Origin of the sequence: Niastella yeongjuensis (assembly GCF_900110245.1) — a bacterium.
Taxonomy (GTDB): Bacteria; Bacteroidota; Bacteroidia; order Chitinophagales; family Chitinophagaceae; genus Niastella; species Niastella yeongjuensis.
Genome location: NZ_FOCZ01000018.1, coordinates 95,995 through 116,980, shown reverse-complemented (window position 1 = coordinate 116,980; position 20,986 = coordinate 95,995). Strand labels below are relative to the sequence as shown.

Sequence of the window (20,986 nt, the reverse complement as noted above, 5' to 3'; positions counted from 1 at the left end):
AGTTATAGGAGGCGGGGCAGCTGGATTTTTTTGTGCGGTGAACGCTGCCCGTATGCATCCTGCTCTCGAAGTGATCCTGCTTGAAAAAACGGGTAAACTGCTTTCAAAAGTAAAAGTATCCGGGGGTGGCCGTTGTAACGTTACCCATTCCTGTTTTTCTATCTCCGATATGGTGCGCAATTATCCGCGTGGTGCCAATTTTCTAAAAAAAACGTTTCATCAATTCTTTACAACCGATACTATTCAGTGGTATGCCGACAGGGGCGTGTCGTTGAAAACAGAAGAGGATGGACGGATGTTCCCGGTTACCAATTCTTCCCAAACCATTATTGATTGTTTGATGCGGGAAGCGAATAAGTATGGGGTTGAGATCAGGATGATGGCCGATGTGAAAAGTATGAAGTATGAGGTAGGAGGTAAGAAGGATGAGGCAGGAGGTAAGAAATTGGACGAGGCAGAAAATAGTACGCAAAGACCTTTCACTCTTGAGCTATCTGACTTCCGAATTCTTACATCTGACTTCGTGGTTATTGCCTGTGGTGGTTATCACAAGCTTTCTCAATTCAGCTGGTTGCAGCAGTTAGGCCATTCCATTGCAGAACCGGTTCCCTCCCTGTTTACGTTTAATATGCCTGGTAACGCCATAACACAATTAATGGGGGTGTCGGTGCCGCAGGCGGCCATAAAGATCACCGGCAGTAATTTAACTGCCAAAGGACCGTTGCTGATCACCCATTGGGGTTTGAGCGGACCGGGGGTATTGCGGCTATCGGCATGGGGTGCCCGGGAACTGGCTATGGGCAACTGGCAATTTACCATTATGGTAAACTGGCTGCCAGAATACAATGAACAAACCTTACGCGAGTATTTACAACAACTGCGTTTCGATATAGCTTCCCAAAAAATTGGCAACAGAAATCCCTTTAACCTGCCGCAGCGGTTGTGGCAGTATTTACTACAGCTTTCAGGCATCGATGAAGACAAACGCTGGGCCGATCTGCCTGCGAAGGAGCAGAATAAACTGATAGCAAATTGTTGCGCACAGGAATTCAAAGTGCAGGGAAAAACAACCTTTAAAGAAGAGTTTGTAACAGCGGGTGGTATTCAGTTATCGGAAGTTGATGCCAACACGATGCAAAGCAAGGTGGTACCCCATTTATATTTCGCTGGTGAAATACTGGATGTAGATGGTATTACAGGCGGGTTTAATTTTCAGCATGCCTGGACGAGTGGCTACATTGCGGCCAAAGCAATTGCCGGGGAATTGGAAGGGAAGTAAGCCCCGACGCAAGGTCGGGACCACGGCTTCCTGGTTTATTTAAATTATTTAGCTTGCTCCTGCTCTTGTTCCTGCGGGAAACCCAATAACCTTCTGTGATAAGTGATTTGCCCGATGTGGTAGTTCAAATGGGTGAGCATGTGCAACAATAAATACTCAGTTGTTACTGTTTCGCCATTAATGGGCAGTGGATAATTCTTCTCCAGTTCTTTTTTACTGGTTTGTTCCAATGCATCCTTAACTGCTACTTTAGCATTTTCTATTTCATTTAACAGCTTGTGTTTGCTGATATTTTTCAAGTTGAATTCTGCCTCCCGGTTCCGTATGTAGCCCGAATCACCCAGTACAGCGCCAATAAAATGTTGCAGGCTGCCGGTACAATGTAAACACAGGTTGCCGCCGCTGTTCTTGATACCATCTTTTACTACCCAAAGGCTGCTGTCGTCAGGGTATTGGGTAATTTCTTCAGTCAGTTTATTCAGGTCCCGCTCAAATAATGTGATCAAAACTGGTGTAATCATAACAAATAGTCAGTTGAAATAATTTTCGATAAAAGTAAAAAGAAATATTGCCTGTCTGAATAGGAGCACAAAAAAATAATTTTCATTGATTAAATCCAATCTTATTTATGCACGTTTTCCCAAAATCTTCGAACATTTTCGTGCAATAGATACTGTTGGGTCGGCTAATCGTTTTTGCTATGTGAATCATACTATTAGTGACTAATTTCTTTTACCATTAAGGAGATGTACTAATACTACCCAGCAGCAACAGTTGCCTGGAAGAAAAAGTTCGGGGAAAAGTTCTGTTTAACAAGGTGTAAATCAAGCAATTGACAAATGTAAAAAAACAAATAAACCCGTTGTAATTCAGCATTTTGAATTATCTTTGCAGCCCGAATTAAAATCATCGGGTTTTTTATCATGTTTCAATTTATTAAACAATTAAACGCTGATGCACAGGAGTCTTCTGCAGCCGGTCAGGGTGCTGAAGCTACAGCGACACCAAAAGCACCTGCAGCTCCTGAAGTTGTGGACAACAGTGCACACGACGATTTCGACTGGAGCATTGACAAACGTAATGTGGCTACGTACAGCAAAGAAGAGAAAGAAAAGTACGATGCTGTATACGAAGGCACATTCAAAGCGGTTACCGACGGTGAATTAGTAAAAGGTCTTGTTGTGGCCCTTACTAAAACTGACGTGGTGATCAACATTGGTTTCAAGAGCGATGGTCTGGTTTCATTGAATGAATTCCGTGATCTGCCGAACCTGAAAACCGGTGACGAAGTGGAAGTTATGGTTGTTGAGAAAGAAGACCGGGAAGGTCACCTGAACCTCAGCCGTAAACAAGCTCGTATTACCCGCGCCTGGGAAAAAATCGTTGAAGTTCACAAAACTGGTGAAGTTATCACTGGTACTGTTACTTCAAAAACCAAAGGCGGCCTGATCGTAGATGTATTCGGTATGGAAACATTCTTACCGGGTTCACAGATCGACGTTAAACCTGTAACTGATTACGATCAGTTTGTAGGTAAGACCATGGAGTTCAAAGTAGTTAAGATCAACGAAGCTATTAAGAACGCGGTAGTATCTCATAAAGCCCTCATCGAAAGCGATATCGAAGCACAACGTGCAGAGATCATGAGCAAACTCGAAAGAGGTCAGGTTCTGGAAGGAACTATCAAGAATATCACCGATTTCGGTGCCTTCATGGATCTGGGCGGCTTAGACGGTCTGTTGTATATCACTGATATCAGCTGGGGCCGCATCAGCCATCCGGGCGAAGTGCTGAAACTGGATCAGAAACTGAAAGTGGTTGTATTAGACTTCGATGATGAGAAAAAACGCATCAGCTTAGGTCTGAAACAACTGACTCCACATCCTTGGGATATTCTGCCAGAAAATATTCACGAAGGTTCTGTAGTGAAAGGTAAAGTGGTGAATATTGAAGATTACGGCGCATTCCTGGAAATCATGCCAGGTGTTGAAGGTCTGGTTCACGTAAGTGAAATTACCTGGGCTAACACACCGATCAATGCGAAAGAATTCTTCAAACTGGGTGATGAGTACGAAGCGAAGATCGTTACGCTCGATAAAGATAATCGCAAAATGAGCTTGTCTATCAAGCAAATGAGCGAAGATCCATGGAGCACTATCGAAACCAAATTCCCAGAAGGCAGCCGTCATACAGGTTTGGTGAAAAACATCACTCCTTATGGTGTGTTCGTTGAACTGGCTCCTGGTATCGGTGGTATGATCCACATCAGCGATCTGAGCTGGCTGAAACGCTTTAATCATCCTTCTGAGTACACTAAAGTTGGTGAAAACATCGACGTAGTGATCCTCGGAATTGATAAAGACAATCGCAAACTGCAACTCGGACACAAACAACTGGAAGAAGATCCCTGGAATGCATTACAGGGCACATTCGCAGTTGGCTCTGTACACGAGGGAACAGTTATCCGCAGAGATGACAAAGGTGGTATCGTTCAATTACCTTACGGTTTGGAAGGATTTGCACCTAACCGTCACCTTATGCGCGAAGACGGCAAAGCAATCGGCGCTGACGAAACAACTCAGTTCATGGTTATCGAATTCGATCGCAATGAAAAACGCATCGTAGTTTCGCATACCCGTATCTGGGAACAAACTAAGCAGGAAGAAAAACAAGCTGCTCAGAAAGAAGCTCGTTCAGAAGCTGACAAAACCAAGAAAGCAGTTAAAAACATTCAGGGTAAAGTAGAAAAAGCTACTTTAGGTGACCTGGGTGCTTTAGCTGAGATCAAGGAAAAATTGAAGCAGGAAGAACAACAAGGTGGTTCTACTGAAACAAAAGAATAACCTTTGTTTTCTGCAATAATATCAGACCCTCCCGATAGACCGGGAGGGTTTTTTTATGCTATCAGATAGCGTTCATGCAAAACCGAGATAGCTTGTGTAACTAACACATTATCATGGCAAACCCTTATTACTGCTTGATTGACTGATATAATTAGTTAATAAAAAATCGGCATACATGCTTGCATAAGAAAAATCACTTTTGTATGTTTATGTGAGCAACACAAACGGGATAAATTCCACCAGGTAATTAGCGAGCACTTCCCACTTATCCTGTCAATACATATACAACCAGTTTCCTTGTAAGGAAAAATCGGAAAGCGTAGTTTACTATAAAATTGTGCTAAAGGAAGAAGCCAGTCACTTCTTAGTGTTCGTTTGTGTTTTCCTGTTTTCAGCCACGCTTCATTTCAGTGTATAACGCGAAAGCGTTGATTGGTTCAGCAGTTATTTTATCAATACGAATTTACGTGCATTGATGTCTGTTACCGGGTACCCGGTAAGGCCCTTCATGTGCTCAACTTCATACATTACAGGTTCATTTGGGTAGTAACACTCAGCGGGGTGTTCCGGTATTTACCGGGGCGTCCCGTTTGAGTTTTATAGAGAAGGGCAGAGGGCAGAAGGCAGAGGGCAGAGAAGGGTTGAACGAGTTGATTATGTTGATAAGGTGAAAAGATTTACCAGTTAATATAATGCAAAAGCCCACCAAGGTTTCCTGGTGAGCTTTTCGTATTATAAATTAAGCTTTTGACTTTTTTTCTGCCCTCTGCCCTCTGCCCTCTGCCCTCCGCCCTTTGTGCTTTACAACTACAAAGTCTCCAAAATAGTCTTATTAAACTTAAGCAACGATGACAACTTACGATCGGCAGCATTCCAGCGGCCTTCGTGGTGTACATGCGGGGCCGGGATTACCACGCATTTCATGCGGGCTGCTTTGGCGGCGATCATCCCATTGAAAGAATCTTCAAAACAAATACAGGTGGTGGGTGGAACCTGTAGCAACTCAGCGCAATTCAAAAATACCTGGGGATGCGGTTTTCCATGGGGGAGATGTTCGGCAGAGGTAACGGCGTTCAAATAAGGCTGAATATTCAGCTTTTCAATTACCGCTTCAATTAACCGCATGGGCGAGGATGAAGCCAGTCCGATAAGGAAACCATTGGTTTTGAAAAACTCCATGATGTACTGCACACCTTCCATGGCCTCGCCATGTTGTTTTATTTTGTCAAGGGCTGCCTGTTCAACGGTTTTGGCAGCTTCTTTTGCCCGTTCTTTATTTATATCGAAATGGGTGAACCAGTAATCGATCCACTCGGGCGTGCGTAAACCGGTAGTGAGGTTGTACTGCTCATCAGTAAGCGTTACACCAAATTCCTGTAAAGTTTCGGCGCCTGCCTGTTGCCATAAAGGTTCAGAGTCGATCAACAGGCCATCCATATCAAAAATTGCTGCAGAAAATTTCATGCCCGCAAAGATAAGAAACCAGGATAAGGTTTATAGATAGCTACTTTATTTACAAATCCTTAATTTCGGTGTCAATTGACGTTCTAAATATTGATAGATGAGTTCGTTTAGTGAAAGGTTAAGACATATTAAACTGGTTCGAAAAATATTATACCCCATTATAGGTGTTGTAACCTGGCCGGGGCTGGTTATTATTAATAAATTACAGATCAGGGGCACCGAGCATATTGCCAAACTGCCCAGGAAGAACGTACTTTTTGTAAGCAATCACCAAACCTACTTTGCCGACGTAATTACCTTTCTGCATATATTCTGCGCGGTAAAATGGCGTAAACAGAACAAGCTGGGCATACCGTATTACTTGTTGAATCCATTCACCAACGTATACTACGTAGCTGCCGAAGAAACCATGCGGGGCAGTTTTATCAGCCGGTTGTTTACCCTGGGCGGTGCATTAACGGTTAAAAGAACCTGGCGTTCGTCAGGAACCGAAGTACGAAAAGGACTTGACCCTTCAGACACCCGAAAAATTACCCGGGCTCTCGATAACAACTGGGTGATCACTTTTCCGCAGGGAACCACTACACCTTTTGCACCGGGCAGAAAAGGCACGGCGCACATCATAAAGCTGTGCAGGCCTACTGTTGTACCGGTAGTGATCAACGGCTTCTGGCGTGCTTTTAATAAAAAGGGATTGAAGTTTAAAAAGAGAGGGACCTTACTTACTGTAACCTTCAAGGAGCCATTGCAAATCGATTATGATGCGCCGCCTGAAGTGATACTGGCGCAGGTGATGGATGCCATCGAGCAAAGCAAGTCGTTTATGTTAAAGGGCGCCCATCATAGAAAGGTTACAAATGATAAAACAAATCCCGCCTGAAGCGGGATTCATTTTTTATAATTTAAACAACGCTTTTAGCTCGGTAGCGTCATCGGGTTTCATTTTTCCACCCAGTATCAGCCTTACCTGTCTTCTGCGTAAAGCGCCGTCGAACAAATTTATTTCTTCTTCCGTTTCAGGAACCAGGTTAGGCACCTTGCGGGGTTTACCATTGGGGTCCAGTGCCACAAAGGTAAAGTAGGCTTCGTTGCTTTTGTATTTATACTGGTGCAGGGCATCTTCGCCCCAAACACTCATAAAGATCTCCATAGACGTATTAAAAGCCCGGGAAACCCTGGCCTGTATATGTACCGCGTTGCCCAGTTTTATGGGATTCTCAAAACTGATATTATCAACAGAAGCTGTTACCACCGGGGTGCCGCAATGCTTCATAGCTGCCAGGGCAGCTGCAATATCCATCCAGTACATTAATCGTCCGCCCATCAAATTGCCAAACATATTGGTATCATTGGGCAATACCAACTCCGTCATCGTAACCTGAGACTCTTTGGCCGTTTTAGAAAACTGGTCCATGTAGTTTTTTGCGCAAAGATAATAGGTAGAAAGTCAGAAAACGAGGGAAGTCCGAAAAGTCCGGAATTCTTAAACCCTGACTTTTTCAAGGGTTTGTAAAAATGCTTCGTTGGCATCGGCGCCAATTCCAGGTGTTTCGGGCACTTCCAGCAAAAAGCCTTTGTATTGCACACCACCGGTAACGGGATCGGTCTTATGACCCAGCATGCAGGTATCCATATCGTAAAAAACGACATTGTCGTGGGCCAGTGCGAAATGCGCAAATGCCGTCAGTGCCACACGGCTCTCCAGCATTCCGCCCATCATACAGGGAATGTTTTGCTGTTTGCACACCGCATGGATCTTTTGAGCTTCCCATATACCGCCCGATTTGGCAAATTTGATGTTCACATAGTCGCAGGCATTGGCCGCAATGATGCGTTCGGCATCGTGGTGGTCAAAAACGCTTTCGTCGGCCATGATCTTTATAGGCGATTGTTTAACCAGGGCGGGCAATTTATCATCGTCCCAGTGACGCATGGGTTGTTCGCAAAATTGAACGTTGAAAGTGCCCATACTGGTAAGGGCAAAGAGCGCATCTTCATAGTTCCAGCCCTGGTTGGCATCTATGCGTAACCCAATGGCTGGTCCTACCGCATCGCGGATTTTACGTACCCGCTCCACATCTTCTTTGGCGTTCTTCCCCAGTTTTATTTTAATGATGCGTACGCCCCGTTTTACAAAATCAATGGCTTTGGCAGCCATTTGTTCAGGCGTGTCTATCCCTATGGTGAGATCGGTTTCGAGTACCTTTTTGCCGGTTGCCCCTAAATACTGATACAGGGGTTTGCCAGTTGCTTTTGCTGCCAGATCGTACAGCGCCATATCGAAAGCACTTTTAATGGTAGCATTAAAGGCCGTGAAACTATGCAACTCCTGTAACCGTTCTTCAATAGCAGCGGCATCTTTGTTTTTCCAAAGGGCGGCAAAATCTTTAGCCATTTCAAAACAGGTAGCCTGGGTTTCGCCCACGATCATGGGGAATGCAGAGCATTCGCCCACGCCATAAATTCCGGCATCGGTAAACACCCTGATAAAAATATTCTGGGCATAGTGCATGGTACCGGTAGCAATGGTAAAAGGGTGCATGGGAATGCTGAACTTATAGATATCGGTGTGTAGGATGTTCATATAAAACACAAGATACTAGGTTTATGGAACTGGATAATCGGCAAAAAACAGCAATAAGGGCAGAAGGCAGAGGGCAAATGCTTCTGCGCGGCGTCCAAAGGGCAGTAGGCAAAGGGCAGTAGGCATGTTAAATATGGGTAATTATGATCCCAATACCAAGAAGATTATCGCTAATGAATTATCTTCGCGCCTAACATTCGTTAGTTCTATGTCAAAAACCGCCGTAGCTGTATCTTTTGATAATACTGAAAATGCATTTGCTTATAAATCAGACAAAGAGTTAAAAAAGGCCTATTTCCTATTTTCCAGCATGGGCTACCAGGCCCTGGTAAAACTGGGCACCCGGGTCACCCCCTGGGCCATTAGAACGGGACTTCCCATCAAAAATCTGATCCGCAATACCATATTTGAACAATTTGTTGGAGGCGAAACGCTGGACGAAACCGCCCGCGTAGCTGCCAAACTGAAACAATTCAATGTGCAGGTGATCCTGGATTATGGGGTAGAAGGAATAGAAGGGGAGGAGAATTTTGATCATGGTACCGATGAGTTCATCAAAGTGATTGAATATGCGGCTACCCAGCCCAATATTCCCTTTATGAGCGTGAAGATAACCGGTCTGGCCCGGTTTGCACTGTTGGAGAAACTGGATGCCGCCGCTGCCACCAAAAGTGGATTCGAAGGAAAAGTACATACCGAGGTGTTAACTGCTGCCGAAAAAAACGAATGGCAGCGGGTTGAAGAACGGATCACGCGTATTTGTGAAGCCGCTGCCGCCAAAGGAATTGGAGTATTGATCGATGCGGAAGAAAGCTGGATCCAGGACCCTGTTGATGCGCTGACCATGCAAATGATGGAGAAATTTAACCGGAAAAGAACGGTGATCTACAATACCATTCAATTGTACCGGCATGACCGCCTGCAATTCCTGAAAGACAGTTTTGCTTCGGCACAACAAAAAAGTTTTATTCTGGGCGCCAAACTGGTGCGTGGTGCGTATATGGAAAAAGAACGTAAACGCGCTGCCGCCATGAATTATCAATCGCCCATTCAACCCAATAAAAAAGCTGCCGACGACGACTATAATTCGGCACTGGAATTTTGTGTTGATTACCTGGAACATATTTCATTGATAGTAGCCTCGCACAACGAGTTCAGTAATTTATATACAACCCAACTGCTCGATAAAAAAGGAATACCCCACAATCATCCACACGTGCATTTTTCGCAACTGTATGGCATGAGCGATAATATCACCTTCAACCTGGCAAAGAATTCTTTCCGCGTAAGTAAGTATTTGCCCTTTGGTCCCATTAAAGATGTGATCCCTTACCTGATGCGCCGGGCGCAGGAGAATTCTTCGGTATCGGGACAAACCGGACGGGAATTGGGGCTGATCAAGAAGGAAATGGAAAGGAGAAAAGATAGTTAACGAGTTGATAAGTTAACAGGTTGATAGGTAACTTGTCAACCTGTTAACTGGTAAACTATTTAAGTGTTTCACCGAAAAGCTTCAGCGTACGCTCCCACGCTGACTTAGCGGCTGCTGCATTGTAGCGGGTAGGGGCCGTATCGTTATTGAAGGCATGATTGGCGCCTTCGTATATATACAGTTCGTATTTGATGCCAGCTTTTTTCAATGCTTCTTCATATGCAGGTATACCAGCATTGATGCGTTCATCCAGTGCGCCATAATGCAATTGTACGGCGGCTTTTATTTTAGGAACATCTGCTGCATCGGGCTGACGGCCATAGTAAGCAACAGCGGCTTTCAGCTCAGGTACATGAACGGCTAACTGGTTGGCCATGCCGCCGCCCCAGCAGAAACCCACACACCCGGTTTTGAAATTGCAATCTTCCCTCGATTTCAGGTAATCGAAAGCCTTGATATAGTTATTGAGATTCTTTTGCGCATCCAGTTTACCGATCTTATCGCGGGCCTCATCTTCACTGGCGGGCGTACCACCTACGGGCGATAAAGCGTCCGGGGCCAGGGCCAGGTAACCGGCCAGTGCCACACGGCGGGTAATATCTTCAATATGCGGGTTCAGGCCCCGGTTCTCATGAATGACCACCACTGCCCCATACTTCCCGTTCGCTTTGGGTTTGGCTACATAGCCTTTCATAGTACAATCATCTCCGGGGTAAGTAATGCGTTCTGTTGTAATGCGGTCGTCCTGGGGCGGCACTGTTTGCGCATGGGCATAGTTTACTTCCAGCATGGGCAAAACCGCCAGTGCGGCGGCCAGGCTGCCGGTCATTTTGGTAAGGCGGCGCAGGAATTCATCGCGTGTAAGCGGAACGTGCGTATACTCGTCGAAAAGGTTGATTATTTCCTGATTCATAAAATGGCTTGAATGGTGAAGTGCTTTTCCTAAAGTTAATAAATTTGGGGAAGGCCGCCGACTGTTTTATCTTCGGCGTTCCCGGACTGCTAGCTCAGTTGGTTTAGAGCATTACTTTGACAGAGTAGGGGTCACTGGTTCGAGTCCAGTGCAGTCCACGAAATTATAAAACCCGCTCCTGCAGCGGGTTTTTGCTTTCAAGTAGTTCAAATGCTCTTATTGATATGTTTTACTCCCGTATAATGAATTGGTTCCTGGTTCGAATCCAATAATATTCTTGTATAGGAATTTGAGCAGGCAGGTGTTGAACTTCATTAATATTTTATGATAGCGACACTATATTAACCTTTGCTCCAGAAAACCTTTCCATACGATAAAGCCCTTTTGGGCAGCAGAATAGTCATGCATGATCCTGCTAAAGTTTGGATGATCTTTACCTTCTGTGAATGTTCCGTTTTATGTAATTCGTGGGATGCAATATTTACCGTTAATGGTTAGGCTGTGATCATTAAGCTACTCAAGAACCACTTTGTCAATTCTAATTGAATCCGGAGGCGCATTTAAAGAATCGATATATCGATCAAGCAATTGAAGTCGTAAGTTTGTCTTTGTTGTATTAGTGAAATATTCAAATTCAGGATTTTGATCTACAGTTATGGAACAAGAAATTTCTCTTTTGTTGAAAACTTTACTAATAAAACTCTCTGGCCATTGAGCTTGAACTATTATTCTTGTCTGCAAGTTGTGCTTTTTTAGAGCTGCATTGAAATACGGACCGATAATTTGCTCGTATATTATGTCTATTTTTTCCCATACAAGTATTCCTTTATGTAAGATTGGAGCGCTTGGCCAATTCGTTCAAGCGAAAGTCCTCTAAATAAGGCATTCCATTAGGATACTTGGATAACCGGTCGATGATTTGTTTTCTTCTTTCCTGCTCCGACCAAAATAACTCATCCAATTTTACTCCCTTATCAATAAACCTAAGATACGCTTTCAGGTCCTCAACATTTTTTATTCGGTACGAGATACTTGCTTCAGTATTATCGCAAAGGATATAGTATTCTTCGCTATTCAGGACACGTAGGTTAAAATCACCTGCTTATAAGACCATTGCTCTTTGATACTACCCAAAAGTGGCTGTATATAGGCACTTTCTGGCATCTTTACGAATCCCAAACCCAGTAACAAGCCATTCCTTAATTGTTCTTCCATAATTATATTTTCCAACGTTAATTAAATATTGAAGCAATCATCTTCTTCATTGAATGATTAGATGTTAAAGGAAGTATCTCAATTCAATGGAGAGTAGCCGAATATACGTCGACATATTGCTATAGTATTTTGAATATCGGTAGAAATTCTCCTAAGGAGTTTAAAAAGTCTATTGTTATAAAGAATTATTGGTGCCGACATCGAACCATGTTTCGAGATTTGTTTTGGGGTGGCCAAATCGGCCAGAATCCTTTTAAAACAGTCAGTAGTTATTGAGAAAATCTATAAAAAAGAGCCCAACGGATCTGATGTAAGCTTGTCCTTGAGTGTGATGACTTTCAAAAGTGGCAAATTGCTGATTATTAATTAGATGCAGGATGTATTGCTTGTTTAGGATTTTTTCATATTATTGTGAAAATGATCTCAGATGAAATCCGGCAAAAACTTCAAAATATCGTTAGAGGAAATGTCCTTGAAGGGAAAGAAGATCATTGCACAGCAATCAGAAATCTCCTTTGCCAAAGCTTTGGCGCAGATCCAACTATTAAAAAAGAATTCGAAAGTCGCTCAATTGTCAAAGAAGAACAGGCTCGCTTCTTAAAAGCTTACGCTGAAAATAATGAAATTTGGATGCAATCCTTGCCCGTAGATTCTCAATATTTAACAGAGGGTGGAGAGGCTAAAATTTATCTTGCTCCAGATCAATTACACGTTATTAAAAACAATGATGCGGTATACTACGCCACATGGCTTGAGTACTTTAACAGCCTGGTGATACATAATCTATTGTTTCCAAATACTGCTTATAAATTTGTAGGTTTTACTTTAGGCAAAGAAGGAGAACTTCGGGCTGTTCTTCAACAACGATTCATTGAAGGAGGACAGGCTGAACTGGAAAATATCAAAGAATATTTGAGTTACAATGGTTTTGCACATACGAAGCGCCAGGACTACTTTAATACCGAGTTTGGATTGATATTGGAAGATATGCACGACGAAAATGTGATTGCCATAGGCGATGTACTGTTCTTTATTGATACCGTCTTTTATATCATGGAAAGAAAATGATTACTCATATATCAATTGATGATATTATTGATATTTTATCTATCAAGTGATTTTCAATTCTTATACGCTTAGATAATTCCTTTAATTGGTTCGACAATCTGTCGGCAATCCACCCTTTCCCACCTTTCGTTCCTCATTTTTATTTAACATACCACCGCCGAAAATCCGTGTATTTTTGAAACCGTAATACCTATGCGCTATTAAAACCCTATCACATTAAATGAAACTTACTTCCTTCCCCCTGAAAGCAGTATGCATTTGTATCACTGTTTGTAGTTTCCTTGCAGGCCACGCCCAAACTAACATAGAATTTCATGGAATAAAGATCAATGCCGTTGACAAACAAAAAAGAAAACAGGGCAACTGGTTGTTTTTCGATTATGATGGCATGCCTGTAATGAGTTGTGTGTATAAGAATGATAACTGTATAAGTCCTGCCATCTTTTATGAAAAAGGCGACACTGCCTTCGTGCGGTTTCCGCAAACTGATTCAATTGAAACGTTTATTGTTTATGCAGGAAAGGACCGGATGTACGGGAATTTTATCCATTCATCCGACAGTTCAACCCGGGTGGAAGTGGAACAGAACCCGGCCATGAATGATAGTGTTCTTGCCAAAATAAACCGGTATAAAGATATTGTGATGGAGCCGGTGTTCTATTTTGCCCAAAAGAAAATGGTAGACTTTATAAGTGCAGGCATTCTAAGTTCACATATGAATTTGAATAAACCTGTTACCGCGCTTTTAACCATCAGTAGTTCGGGATTGCTTACAAAAGTTGAATTCCCGCAGGATAAAAACAATTTGTCGCCAGATGAAGAAACGGAGTATAACTGGATCTATTCAAGGATGATGCGCTGGCAACCCTGCTACCGGGCAAATAAAACGCATGAAAGAAAAGTATTATTGAAGAATTCGAGGAAGCTGGAATGGATGAACTAGGCAATTGTACAATTTTACGTTTTTTGGGCGGATTTAAAGCGCTGTAAGGTTTGATTAAGTTATAAGGCCTTTATCCCGGGCTCAACCAGGATAAGGGCCTTTATTTTTATTAATATTTCCTCTCAGTAATTTCCGGTTGAACCGGCGCCACCGCCGCTGCCACCACCGAAATCAAAATGTTTATCTGGTTCTGCTGTGGGTGTTTGATGAAAGGTTTGCGCTACTATTATAGATTCTACCTGAAGTAATCCTGCCAAGCCGGGATCATTGGGTTCTGCATGGGTAAATCCATGTTTGGCCGGTGTTAGGTATTTGGTAATGAAATAAGCCAGTAGGATCATGATAGCACCACCAATACTCATGGCTATTTCAATGGGTGCAACGTGATAATAATAACGGATGGTGAATATGATAGCGGCAACCAGTATTAAACCTGTGCGTAATAGGATAACATCCCGCTTTTGAATGCCCCGGAAAATATAAACAGCGGGGAACAATACGGTGGGGATCCAGAAGATCCAGCCAAATGGTACAGATTCTCCTTCTTGCAATTGAAGATCAAACAGGCTGTTGCTTACTTCTCTTACTACAAAAAAATTGCCGGCTGCATACAGGATGATCAATGCAAGGATCTCGATAAGGGTACAACAGTGTTTATAGTACCTTACCCTGTTATCGGTACTGAATTTTATTGCCAGCCAATACACGAAAAAGGCGATGGCCATCAATAAAAAGGGCATAATGGTTTTGGGTATGTTGCCCAGTGGTGTTATACTATAAAATATTATCGTAAGCAACGCGGCAAAAGCCAATGCACCCATAACGGCATTTCCGAATCGTAGCAAAAAATAAAAAGCAGGTATAAACACCAGTACCGCATTGGCAAGACCAGTTATCCCGGAAAAAACTAAGTTCGCCGCAGCAATTAAAGCAATGATGCATAACCATAGTAAAGCATCATCTATACCCGAGCGGTAATGTTTTTTCTCCCGGATAATAAATTCCAGCGCGCCATACAGGACTAAAGAGAAGATAAAGGTCAGGACGCCCAGTCCTTTTTCCGAACCACCGATCTCAGCCATCAAAAGGAATCCATAAACCATAACTACAATTACTGTTGTTAACAGAAACAACCCTATACGAATAAATACATTGGGCATGTACATGTTAACAGGGTATGCTTTGATTATAGCCCCGGTATCTTCTTTTGAGATGAGCTGTTGATCGAAGGCAGTTACAACTGCCTCGTTTATGGATAAATTATCAAGCGATGTACGATTATATGCGATCATGCAACTTCATTTTTTTGTTCATCCGGGAAAGGAATACAATGATGGCGGTGGCCGAACCAATAAAATACAACAGGATTAAATAAATAATGCCCAGGTCACGCATGCTTACTATCAGAAACCGGACTATCACATAACTGATACCGATGTATCCGTAAAGGGCTAGCATCAGTATATAATAAAAGAAACCCGTTGCAATCGCTCTTTTATAGAAATAAAATACGGCCGCTGCCAGTGGCAAGAGCCAGAGGGGATAAAAATTGTCGAATTGGAACATGCCCGCCAGGCTGGAAATGAACAGGATGTTCATCCCAAAGTTTACATACGTAAATTCAAAGTGAGCTTTTATATTTCTCCGTTGGCTGGCCCATGCAATTGCCGCAAGTGCCACGCCCAATACCAACCCTGCGAATATTATCTTTGCATCGGCAAAATTGTTTGCATTAACTATATTCAGGGGTGTTATGGCTACGCCCGCCCAGGCAGCCAGGTTGGTGATGGCCATACTTAAAACACCGAGGTGATCGAAGTAATAAGCACAAAAAAAGAGGATGACCATAGGAATAAAAGTGGCCAGTCCGTAAGCTCTTCCAAATGCGATGTATTGCACCTGCAGGTAGGTTATAAATGTAACCAGGGTTAAACAACCCAGCAAAAGAATATAATCAAAAAAGGAATTGGGCGCCGGAACTTTAGTGGTTGCAAAAGGGAGTTTTTTGCGTTCACAATAAAAGAAGCAACCTGCACATAATAATCCTATTGCTGCCAGTATGACCTGGTGGCCGATGGTATCGATGTTTTTATAGATCAATATGCCTAATCCGCCTGTAAGCAGCAGTATGCCCAGGTATAAGATGGTTTTTAGTTCCCAGTGCACTGAAAAAAGTTTGGAACCAGCTTTTTGTTTTACATTTTGTAACGATGGAGCTGATAGCAGGCCTTCTTTATATAGTCGCTCAAATAAAGGAATGTTCACGTATTGGGGTTTGTTTACTTATCAGTAAATATAATATTTTTAAAACAGAAAACCCTTCCCGATGCTTCGGAAAGGGTTTTTATTATGTATTACCGGTTATTATTCTTTTACAAAGCGGGCAATAAAACTTCCTGCGTTACTAACCAACTGTACCATATAAACGCCTTTGGGCAGAGCGCCAGCGGGTATAGTGTGCAGATTGGGACCCGATTGCGCTGCAAACACAGACTGGTAAACGAGGCTGCCCTTGCTGTTGAGTACACGAACACCTACTGTTTCTACACTGGTTGCATTATACTTCAGGGTAAGTAAGGATGATTTTACCGGGTTGGGATATACTGTCAGGATTGACGGAGCTACATCCTGCTGCATATTAATCCGGGCAATATTGCCCCAGGTTGCTTTGCCATCCACATCTATTAGTTTTACCCGGTAATAATTCCAGCCAGTCAGTGGGGAATTATCATTCAGACCATAATCGATGCGTGGGCCGAAGCTGTTTTGCACTGGCATGGTGCCAAGCAGTTGATTGAAGTTAGTGCCATCTGCCGAACGCCAGATCTCGAAATAGCTGATTTTATCCGATGAGGCGGTAGCCCATTTCAGGTTAACGGCATTGCCAGCTTTGGTGGCCGTCAATGGCAGCATTTGAGCGGTTGACAAAATAGCGGTAACAGTTACCTGCGTATTGTTGGCGCTTACATTACCACATAAGGTTGACGGGCTATATTTTAACAGGTTGCTGAATGAAGCAAAAGTAGTTCCGGCATAAGTGTCAAGTGTCGCTTGTGAAACAGCATTAGAATACGAAAGACCATATACTGTATAGGTGGTGCCTACCGGATAAATGGTAGCATTGCTCAGGTCGGCACTGGCATCGATGGCTTTGATAAGGCCGGTTGCGTTGTCAACGATCACATAGGTATAGTTTAATCCGGCGCCGGGATTGGGTGTGCCAGATACAAGGCCGCCGCCAGCAGGCGGAGTAACATTAATAGTATAGTTGGCTGTCAGGCTCGGGGCACCGTCTGCGAAAGTGCCTACAGTCATAGTGTAATACATGCCTTTGGTCAACGTAGCGTTGATGGCATATCCAACCATGGTAGAGTTAGTGCCGGTACCATCATCATGTCCGCTGGAAGCGATAAAATTATCGCATGTGCCGGGGTTAAAATCGCCGGAATACAGGTTGTATATACACAGCGGACTGGTTGATCCGGAGGAGGCGAATTTATAAGTACCAGTTATGCTGGGTGTAAACCGGTAGCTGTCGTATACATGCAAGTTAGATACATAGTAAATACAGGAGTTGGTGGTGCTTTGTACTGACAAACCGGTGAACGCGTCACCGGGCGCCAGTTGCCCGCTGATAGTAACAGCTGAACCGTAAACAGGTGACAGGCTCAGGTTGAGCGCTGAATTGCCGGCAACCCCTGTTATAGCAGCTCCCGGGGTAAAGGTTGAACCATTGGCAGTACAGCCGCTGGAGATTTTAATAGTAGTGCTGTTGATATTAAAAAAGATATTACCCCGCGCTTTTACCATTACGCGACCAGCATCTGTAGGCAGGCTTGGAATAATAAAGGTTTCAGTGCCATCGTTGGCAGTATTCGCCACCAGCGTATCAGAAAACGAAACACCGCCATCTTTGGATAATATGATATCAACATTCGAACAGTTAAAGGGTGCTGCAGTAGTACCGGCTACGTTCCAGGTAACGGTTGCCGTATTGGATCCATTGGCCGTCCAGGTGGTGGCAGCGCTTTGTGAGGTAACGGTAAAAGGTCCGGCAGCTGTATTGGTATTCACTGTTACGGATGCTTGCGCGGTACAACCGCCGCCTGTTGCCTCATCACGTACCATTACCTGAAAGTTCATGGAACGGCTTATACCTGGCAGCACTTCAAAGGGATGGGCACCACTTATCAAATCAGCTATCCGGGGAAACATACGGCTATTGGCTGTTGTTGGCGGATAAGACCGGAAAAGCGGACCGGTGGGAGAAGTGGCTACCGGGGTGCCTGTAGTAGGGCCTGAAGGCGCATCCAATTGCTCCCAGCAATAGTATAAAGTAGGGTTGTTGACATCTGTGCCGTTTGCCGTAAGCATAAACGGTGTGGAAACCGGAATGGTATAAGAAGCGGCAGGGACCGATACTGCCGGGGCTGTATTGCTCATGGGCGTTGCTGGCCGGCAGGTAGCGAAGTTAACAGAGTAGTTAGCGATCTGTAAAATGCTGAAGCCATGAAAATACAGGTCGGAATTGTTCTGGTAAGCATCGGGTATTCCACACGAACCAGCATACGCCATGATGGTAGAACCGCCACCAGGTTCATACCCGGTAAGGTAATTCGTATTACCAGCGCAGAGAAAATTTCCCGAAGCCATCGTGTGTTCTGCACTGAACTCGTGTCCCAGTTCATGGGCTACTGTACCGGTAAACACAGGACCTTGTGGGCCTGGGTTGGGGTTACTACCAAATCCATAGGTATAACCAGCTGCACCGCCTCCTTTATAGGTATTGTTACAAACTACGCCTGTGTAAGCCAGGCCACCGTCCCAGTTATTGCTCAATACAATACCCAGATCAAAATTGCTGCTTCCCAGGATACTGGTAAGCGTACTATGGTTGTCATTTAACGTAGTAACATCCAGGGAAGAGGTATTATAAGGATCGCTGAATTCATCGGTAAAAATGATGCTGTTATTACTTACCAGCGTAAAGGTGATGCCTGCATCGCGCTCGTAGATGGCAGTTACATCATTTACCAGTATGCCGATATAGGTTAATGCCTGGGTTTGTCCACCAGCCCAGGCCGTGTATTCACCGGTTGCTGCAACCGCCAGCCGGTAATTACGCAGGTTACAATCGCTGGCAAGAACGCTTGCTACCCGACTGCCGGCACCGGTTTTGCGTGCTACTGCATCCTTCACGCCACACAGTATGGGTTTGCTAACAGGAATGTCTTTTACATAATACACCATATGTACATCAGGGTATTCCGGGCTAACCGGACTGATGTAAGCACTGCCTTTGTCGGTAAATATTAATCCGGTAATACCTTGCGAAGTAATACTGATACGCCCCTGCAGGGCATTGGTGCCCGGGTCCTTTAATTCGTAGGTCTTAAAACCGGGAAGTTGATTGCTGAGTTCACTTGATAAAACAGGAGACTCTATAATACCACTGGCCAAAGATTGACCGGTAACAGGAAGAGGAAGGGAAATACCTGCAGGCGCTACATTAGCACGTTCGCCCAGTTTTACCAATGGCGTTCTTTGTTGCACCTGTTGCAGCTGACTGCGATTCAACTTTACCAGCTCATAGTTTGCTGGCAGGGGGGAAGCAGTTGAACGGCCATTAATGTAAGGTTGAATGGTGGTTTTCGATACCGGGGTCCAGAGGCCGTCTTGTGCCATAGCATGCAAGATCGGGAGGCATGTCCCTAAAGACAGCAGCAGTCTGCGGATCATAGAGTATTGGGCTTTTAAGGGGTTTTATATCTGGCAATTGTCTAATGTGTAAATAGTATACAATTGCACAACACCAACGCATTAATGTTTTTTTTATTTCACATTGGAGCTGCCTGATATCCACAATTATGCTTTTAGCAAGAGCATAAAACTTTAGTGGTATTGGTTGCGGTTCCGGTAAAATATTTGCTGGTATAAGGAATCTTAATTCTAATTTGGAACGTATCAGGTAATTTTATGTCAGGGATCCGCCCAATGGAAGTGCTCAAAATTCAAGATTATGGCGCTTTTCATGGATGTTCATATTATACCCGGCGTTACCGCAAAGGATGTTGCCGAAGCACATCAGAAGGATATCCTTTTGCAGGAAGAACATCGGTGTAAATGCATGACCTATTGGATAGATGAAGATCGGAATAATGTTTTTTGCCTTATAGAAGCGCCTGACAAAGAATCTGTTTCAGCCCTGCACCAACATTCACACGGGCTGGTTCCTCATAAAGTAATTGAAGTAAACCCTGAGTTGGTTGAATCCTTTCTGGGCAGATTACAAGACCCAACGCCTGCAACTGACGATGGATTAAATGTTTTCACCGACTCTTCCTTTCGAACCCTGCTCTTTATAACCACTAAAGACCCGGCCCTGCTGCGGTATGAATTGGGTAGTGAGAAAGCAAACGAAATATTGAGCAATTGTACGGGTGTAATACGTCAAAACCTGGCTGAGTTCGATGGGCGTGAAGTAGAATACCCGGGAAAAGGTTTTATTGCCTCCTTTACGGCTGCTTCCAAAGCTGTATCCTGCGCATTGACCATTCAGGCGGCTGCCAACCAACCCCATATGCAGGCGGCAGGTTTAAAGATTGGCATCAATGCCGGGGAACCTGTGTCAACCCTCAACAGCCTGTTTGGTGAAACCATACAGTTTGCCCGGTATTTAAGTTCCATTTCCGGTGAAACCCGCATCGCCATTTCATCAGCTGTTAAAGAGCTGGTGAAAGATCATTTTCAAAAACCAGCTGAAAATATGGTTTGCCTGGCACAGCCAGATGAAGTTTTACTTGAATTATTATTCAGTAAACTGGAACAGAACTGGCAAAACCCTGATTTTACCATCAGTGAATTTTGCCAGGCAATGGCCATGAGTCAATCGCAACTGTACCGGAAAACGGTTGAGCTCACGGGTATGTCGCCCAATATTTTTTTAAAAGATTACAGATTAGAGAAAGCGAAAGAATTGATGACCCAACAACGATACAGTATTTCGCAAATAACTTTTGATGCGGGATTTACCAGTCCTTCTTACTTCACCAAATGTTTTAAAAAGAACTATGGGTTGCTGCCGATGGATTACCTGGAGCTGTTGCATTGATTGATTTGTTTTATCTTTTGAATGATTTTTTACAATCCTCATTACTCCGCGTTTATTTTGAATTAAGATTGATATTCATTGAACGATTTGTTATACAACTTTCGTGGTTCCTGAACGTAGCTTTGATACATCAA

The 20,986-nt window shown here is 43.8% G+C and carries 15 protein-coding genes and 1 tRNA gene; 8 read left to right on the top strand and 8 right to left on the bottom strand.

Annotation, left to right across the window (positions count from 1 at the left end):
• Nucleotides 1-52 precede the first annotated feature (52 nt).
• Complete coding sequence (locus tag BMX95_RS30865; RefSeq protein ID WP_242673030.1) at nt 53-1,279, top strand: BaiN/RdsA family NAD(P)/FAD-dependent oxidoreductase; 1,227 nt, start codon at nt 53-55, stop codon at nt 1,277-1,279.
• 44 nt (nt 1,280-1,323) lie between these two features.
• On the opposite strand, the gene BMX95_RS30860 is transcribed toward BMX95_RS30865, so the two are convergent.
• On the bottom strand, nt 1,324-1,800 hold the full coding sequence (locus BMX95_RS30860; RefSeq protein WP_081198374.1) for a DinB family protein: 477 nt from the start codon (nt 1,798-1,800) through the stop codon (nt 1,324-1,326).
• Nucleotides 1,801-2,310: 510 nt separating this feature from the next.
• Between BMX95_RS30860 and rpsA the strand changes: the two genes are divergently transcribed.
• Nucleotides 2,311-4,122: a 30S ribosomal protein S1 gene (rpsA, locus tag BMX95_RS30855; RefSeq protein WP_242673031.1), complete on the top strand. Its 1,812-nt coding sequence runs from the start codon at nt 2,311-2,313 to the stop codon at nt 4,120-4,122.
• Between the two features lie 807 nt (nt 4,123-4,929).
• Here rpsA and hxpB read toward each other — a convergent pair.
• The gene (gene hxpB / locus BMX95_RS30850; RefSeq protein ID WP_081198376.1) at nt 4,930-5,586 is read right to left on the bottom strand and encodes a hexitol phosphatase HxpB; all 657 of its coding nucleotides are present in this window, start codon (nt 5,584-5,586) and stop codon (nt 4,930-4,932) included.
• A gap of 97 nt (nt 5,587-5,683) precedes the next feature.
• On the opposite strand from hxpB, the gene BMX95_RS30845 reads away from it, so the two are divergent.
• Nucleotides 5,684-6,466, top strand: coding sequence for a lysophospholipid acyltransferase family protein (locus tag BMX95_RS30845; protein WP_081198377.1), 783 nt, complete (start codon nt 5,684-5,686; stop codon nt 6,464-6,466).
• 15 nt (nt 6,467-6,481) lie between these two features.
• Here BMX95_RS30845 and BMX95_RS30840 read toward each other — a convergent pair whose 3' ends face one another.
• The gene (locus BMX95_RS30840; protein ID WP_081198378.1) at nt 6,482-7,000 is read right to left on the bottom strand and encodes an acyl-CoA thioesterase; all 519 of its coding nucleotides are present in this window, start codon (nt 6,998-7,000) and stop codon (nt 6,482-6,484) included.
• Nucleotides 7,001-7,069: 69 nt separating this feature from the next.
• On the bottom strand, nt 7,070-8,170 hold the full coding sequence (locus BMX95_RS30835) for a mandelate racemase/muconate lactonizing enzyme family protein (protein ID WP_081198379.1): 1,101 nt from the start codon (nt 8,168-8,170) through the stop codon (nt 7,070-7,072).
• Between the two features lie 208 nt (nt 8,171-8,378).
• Here BMX95_RS30835 and BMX95_RS30830 point away from each other — a divergent pair, with 208 nt between their 5' ends.
• Nucleotides 8,379-9,602, top strand: coding sequence for a proline dehydrogenase family protein (locus BMX95_RS30830; RefSeq protein ID WP_081198464.1), 1,224 nt, complete (start codon nt 8,379-8,381; stop codon nt 9,600-9,602).
• Between the two features lie 55 nt (nt 9,603-9,657).
• On the opposite strand, the gene BMX95_RS30825 is transcribed toward BMX95_RS30830, so the two are convergent.
• The gene (locus BMX95_RS30825) at nt 9,658-10,515 is read right to left on the bottom strand and encodes a dienelactone hydrolase family protein (RefSeq protein WP_081198380.1); all 858 of its coding nucleotides are present in this window, start codon (nt 10,513-10,515) and stop codon (nt 9,658-9,660) included.
• Between the two features lie 83 nt (nt 10,516-10,598).
• On the opposite strand from BMX95_RS30825, the gene BMX95_RS30820 reads away from it, so the two are divergent.
• From BMX95_RS30820 to BMX95_RS30810, 3 genes are all read left to right on the top strand, one after another.
• Nucleotides 10,599-10,673 (top strand) — tRNA-Val (locus BMX95_RS30820).
• A 1,474-nt stretch (nt 10,674-12,147) separates the two neighbouring features.
• Entirely contained in the window at nt 12,148-12,798 is a 651-nt protein-coding gene (locus BMX95_RS30815) for a putative polyvalent protein kinase domain-containing protein (RefSeq protein WP_081198381.1), read from the top strand.
• Between the two features lie 220 nt (nt 12,799-13,018).
• Nucleotides 13,019-13,741: a hypothetical protein gene (locus BMX95_RS30810; RefSeq protein WP_081198382.1), complete on the top strand. Its 723-nt coding sequence runs from the start codon at nt 13,019-13,021 to the stop codon at nt 13,739-13,741.
• A gap of 122 nt (nt 13,742-13,863) precedes the next feature.
• Here the strand turns inward: BMX95_RS30810 and BMX95_RS30805 are convergent, their stop codons facing one another.
• The 3 genes from BMX95_RS30805 to BMX95_RS30795 all read right to left on the bottom strand — a co-directional run bounded on the left by BMX95_RS30805 (nt 13,864) and on the right by BMX95_RS30795 (nt 19,426).
• Nucleotides 13,864-15,033, bottom strand: coding sequence for a hypothetical protein (locus tag BMX95_RS30805; RefSeq protein WP_081198383.1), 1,170 nt, complete (start codon nt 15,031-15,033; stop codon nt 13,864-13,866).
• On the bottom strand, nt 15,020-16,006 hold the full coding sequence (locus BMX95_RS30800) for a DUF2157 domain-containing protein (RefSeq protein WP_081198384.1): 987 nt from the start codon (nt 16,004-16,006) through the stop codon (nt 15,020-15,022). Before BMX95_RS30800 ends, BMX95_RS30805 begins: the two co-directional genes overlap by 14 nt.
• A 99-nt stretch (nt 16,007-16,105) precedes the next feature.
• Entirely contained in the window at nt 16,106-19,426 is a 3,321-nt protein-coding gene (locus tag BMX95_RS30795; protein ID WP_165758841.1) for a reprolysin-like metallopeptidase, read from the bottom strand.
• Between the two features lie 334 nt (nt 19,427-19,760).
• Between BMX95_RS30795 and BMX95_RS30790 the strand changes: the two genes are divergently transcribed.
• Entirely contained in the window at nt 19,761-20,852 is a 1,092-nt protein-coding gene (locus BMX95_RS30790) for a nickel-binding protein (RefSeq protein ID WP_081198386.1), read from the top strand.
• The last annotated feature ends 134 nt before the right edge of the window (nt 20,853-20,986 follow it).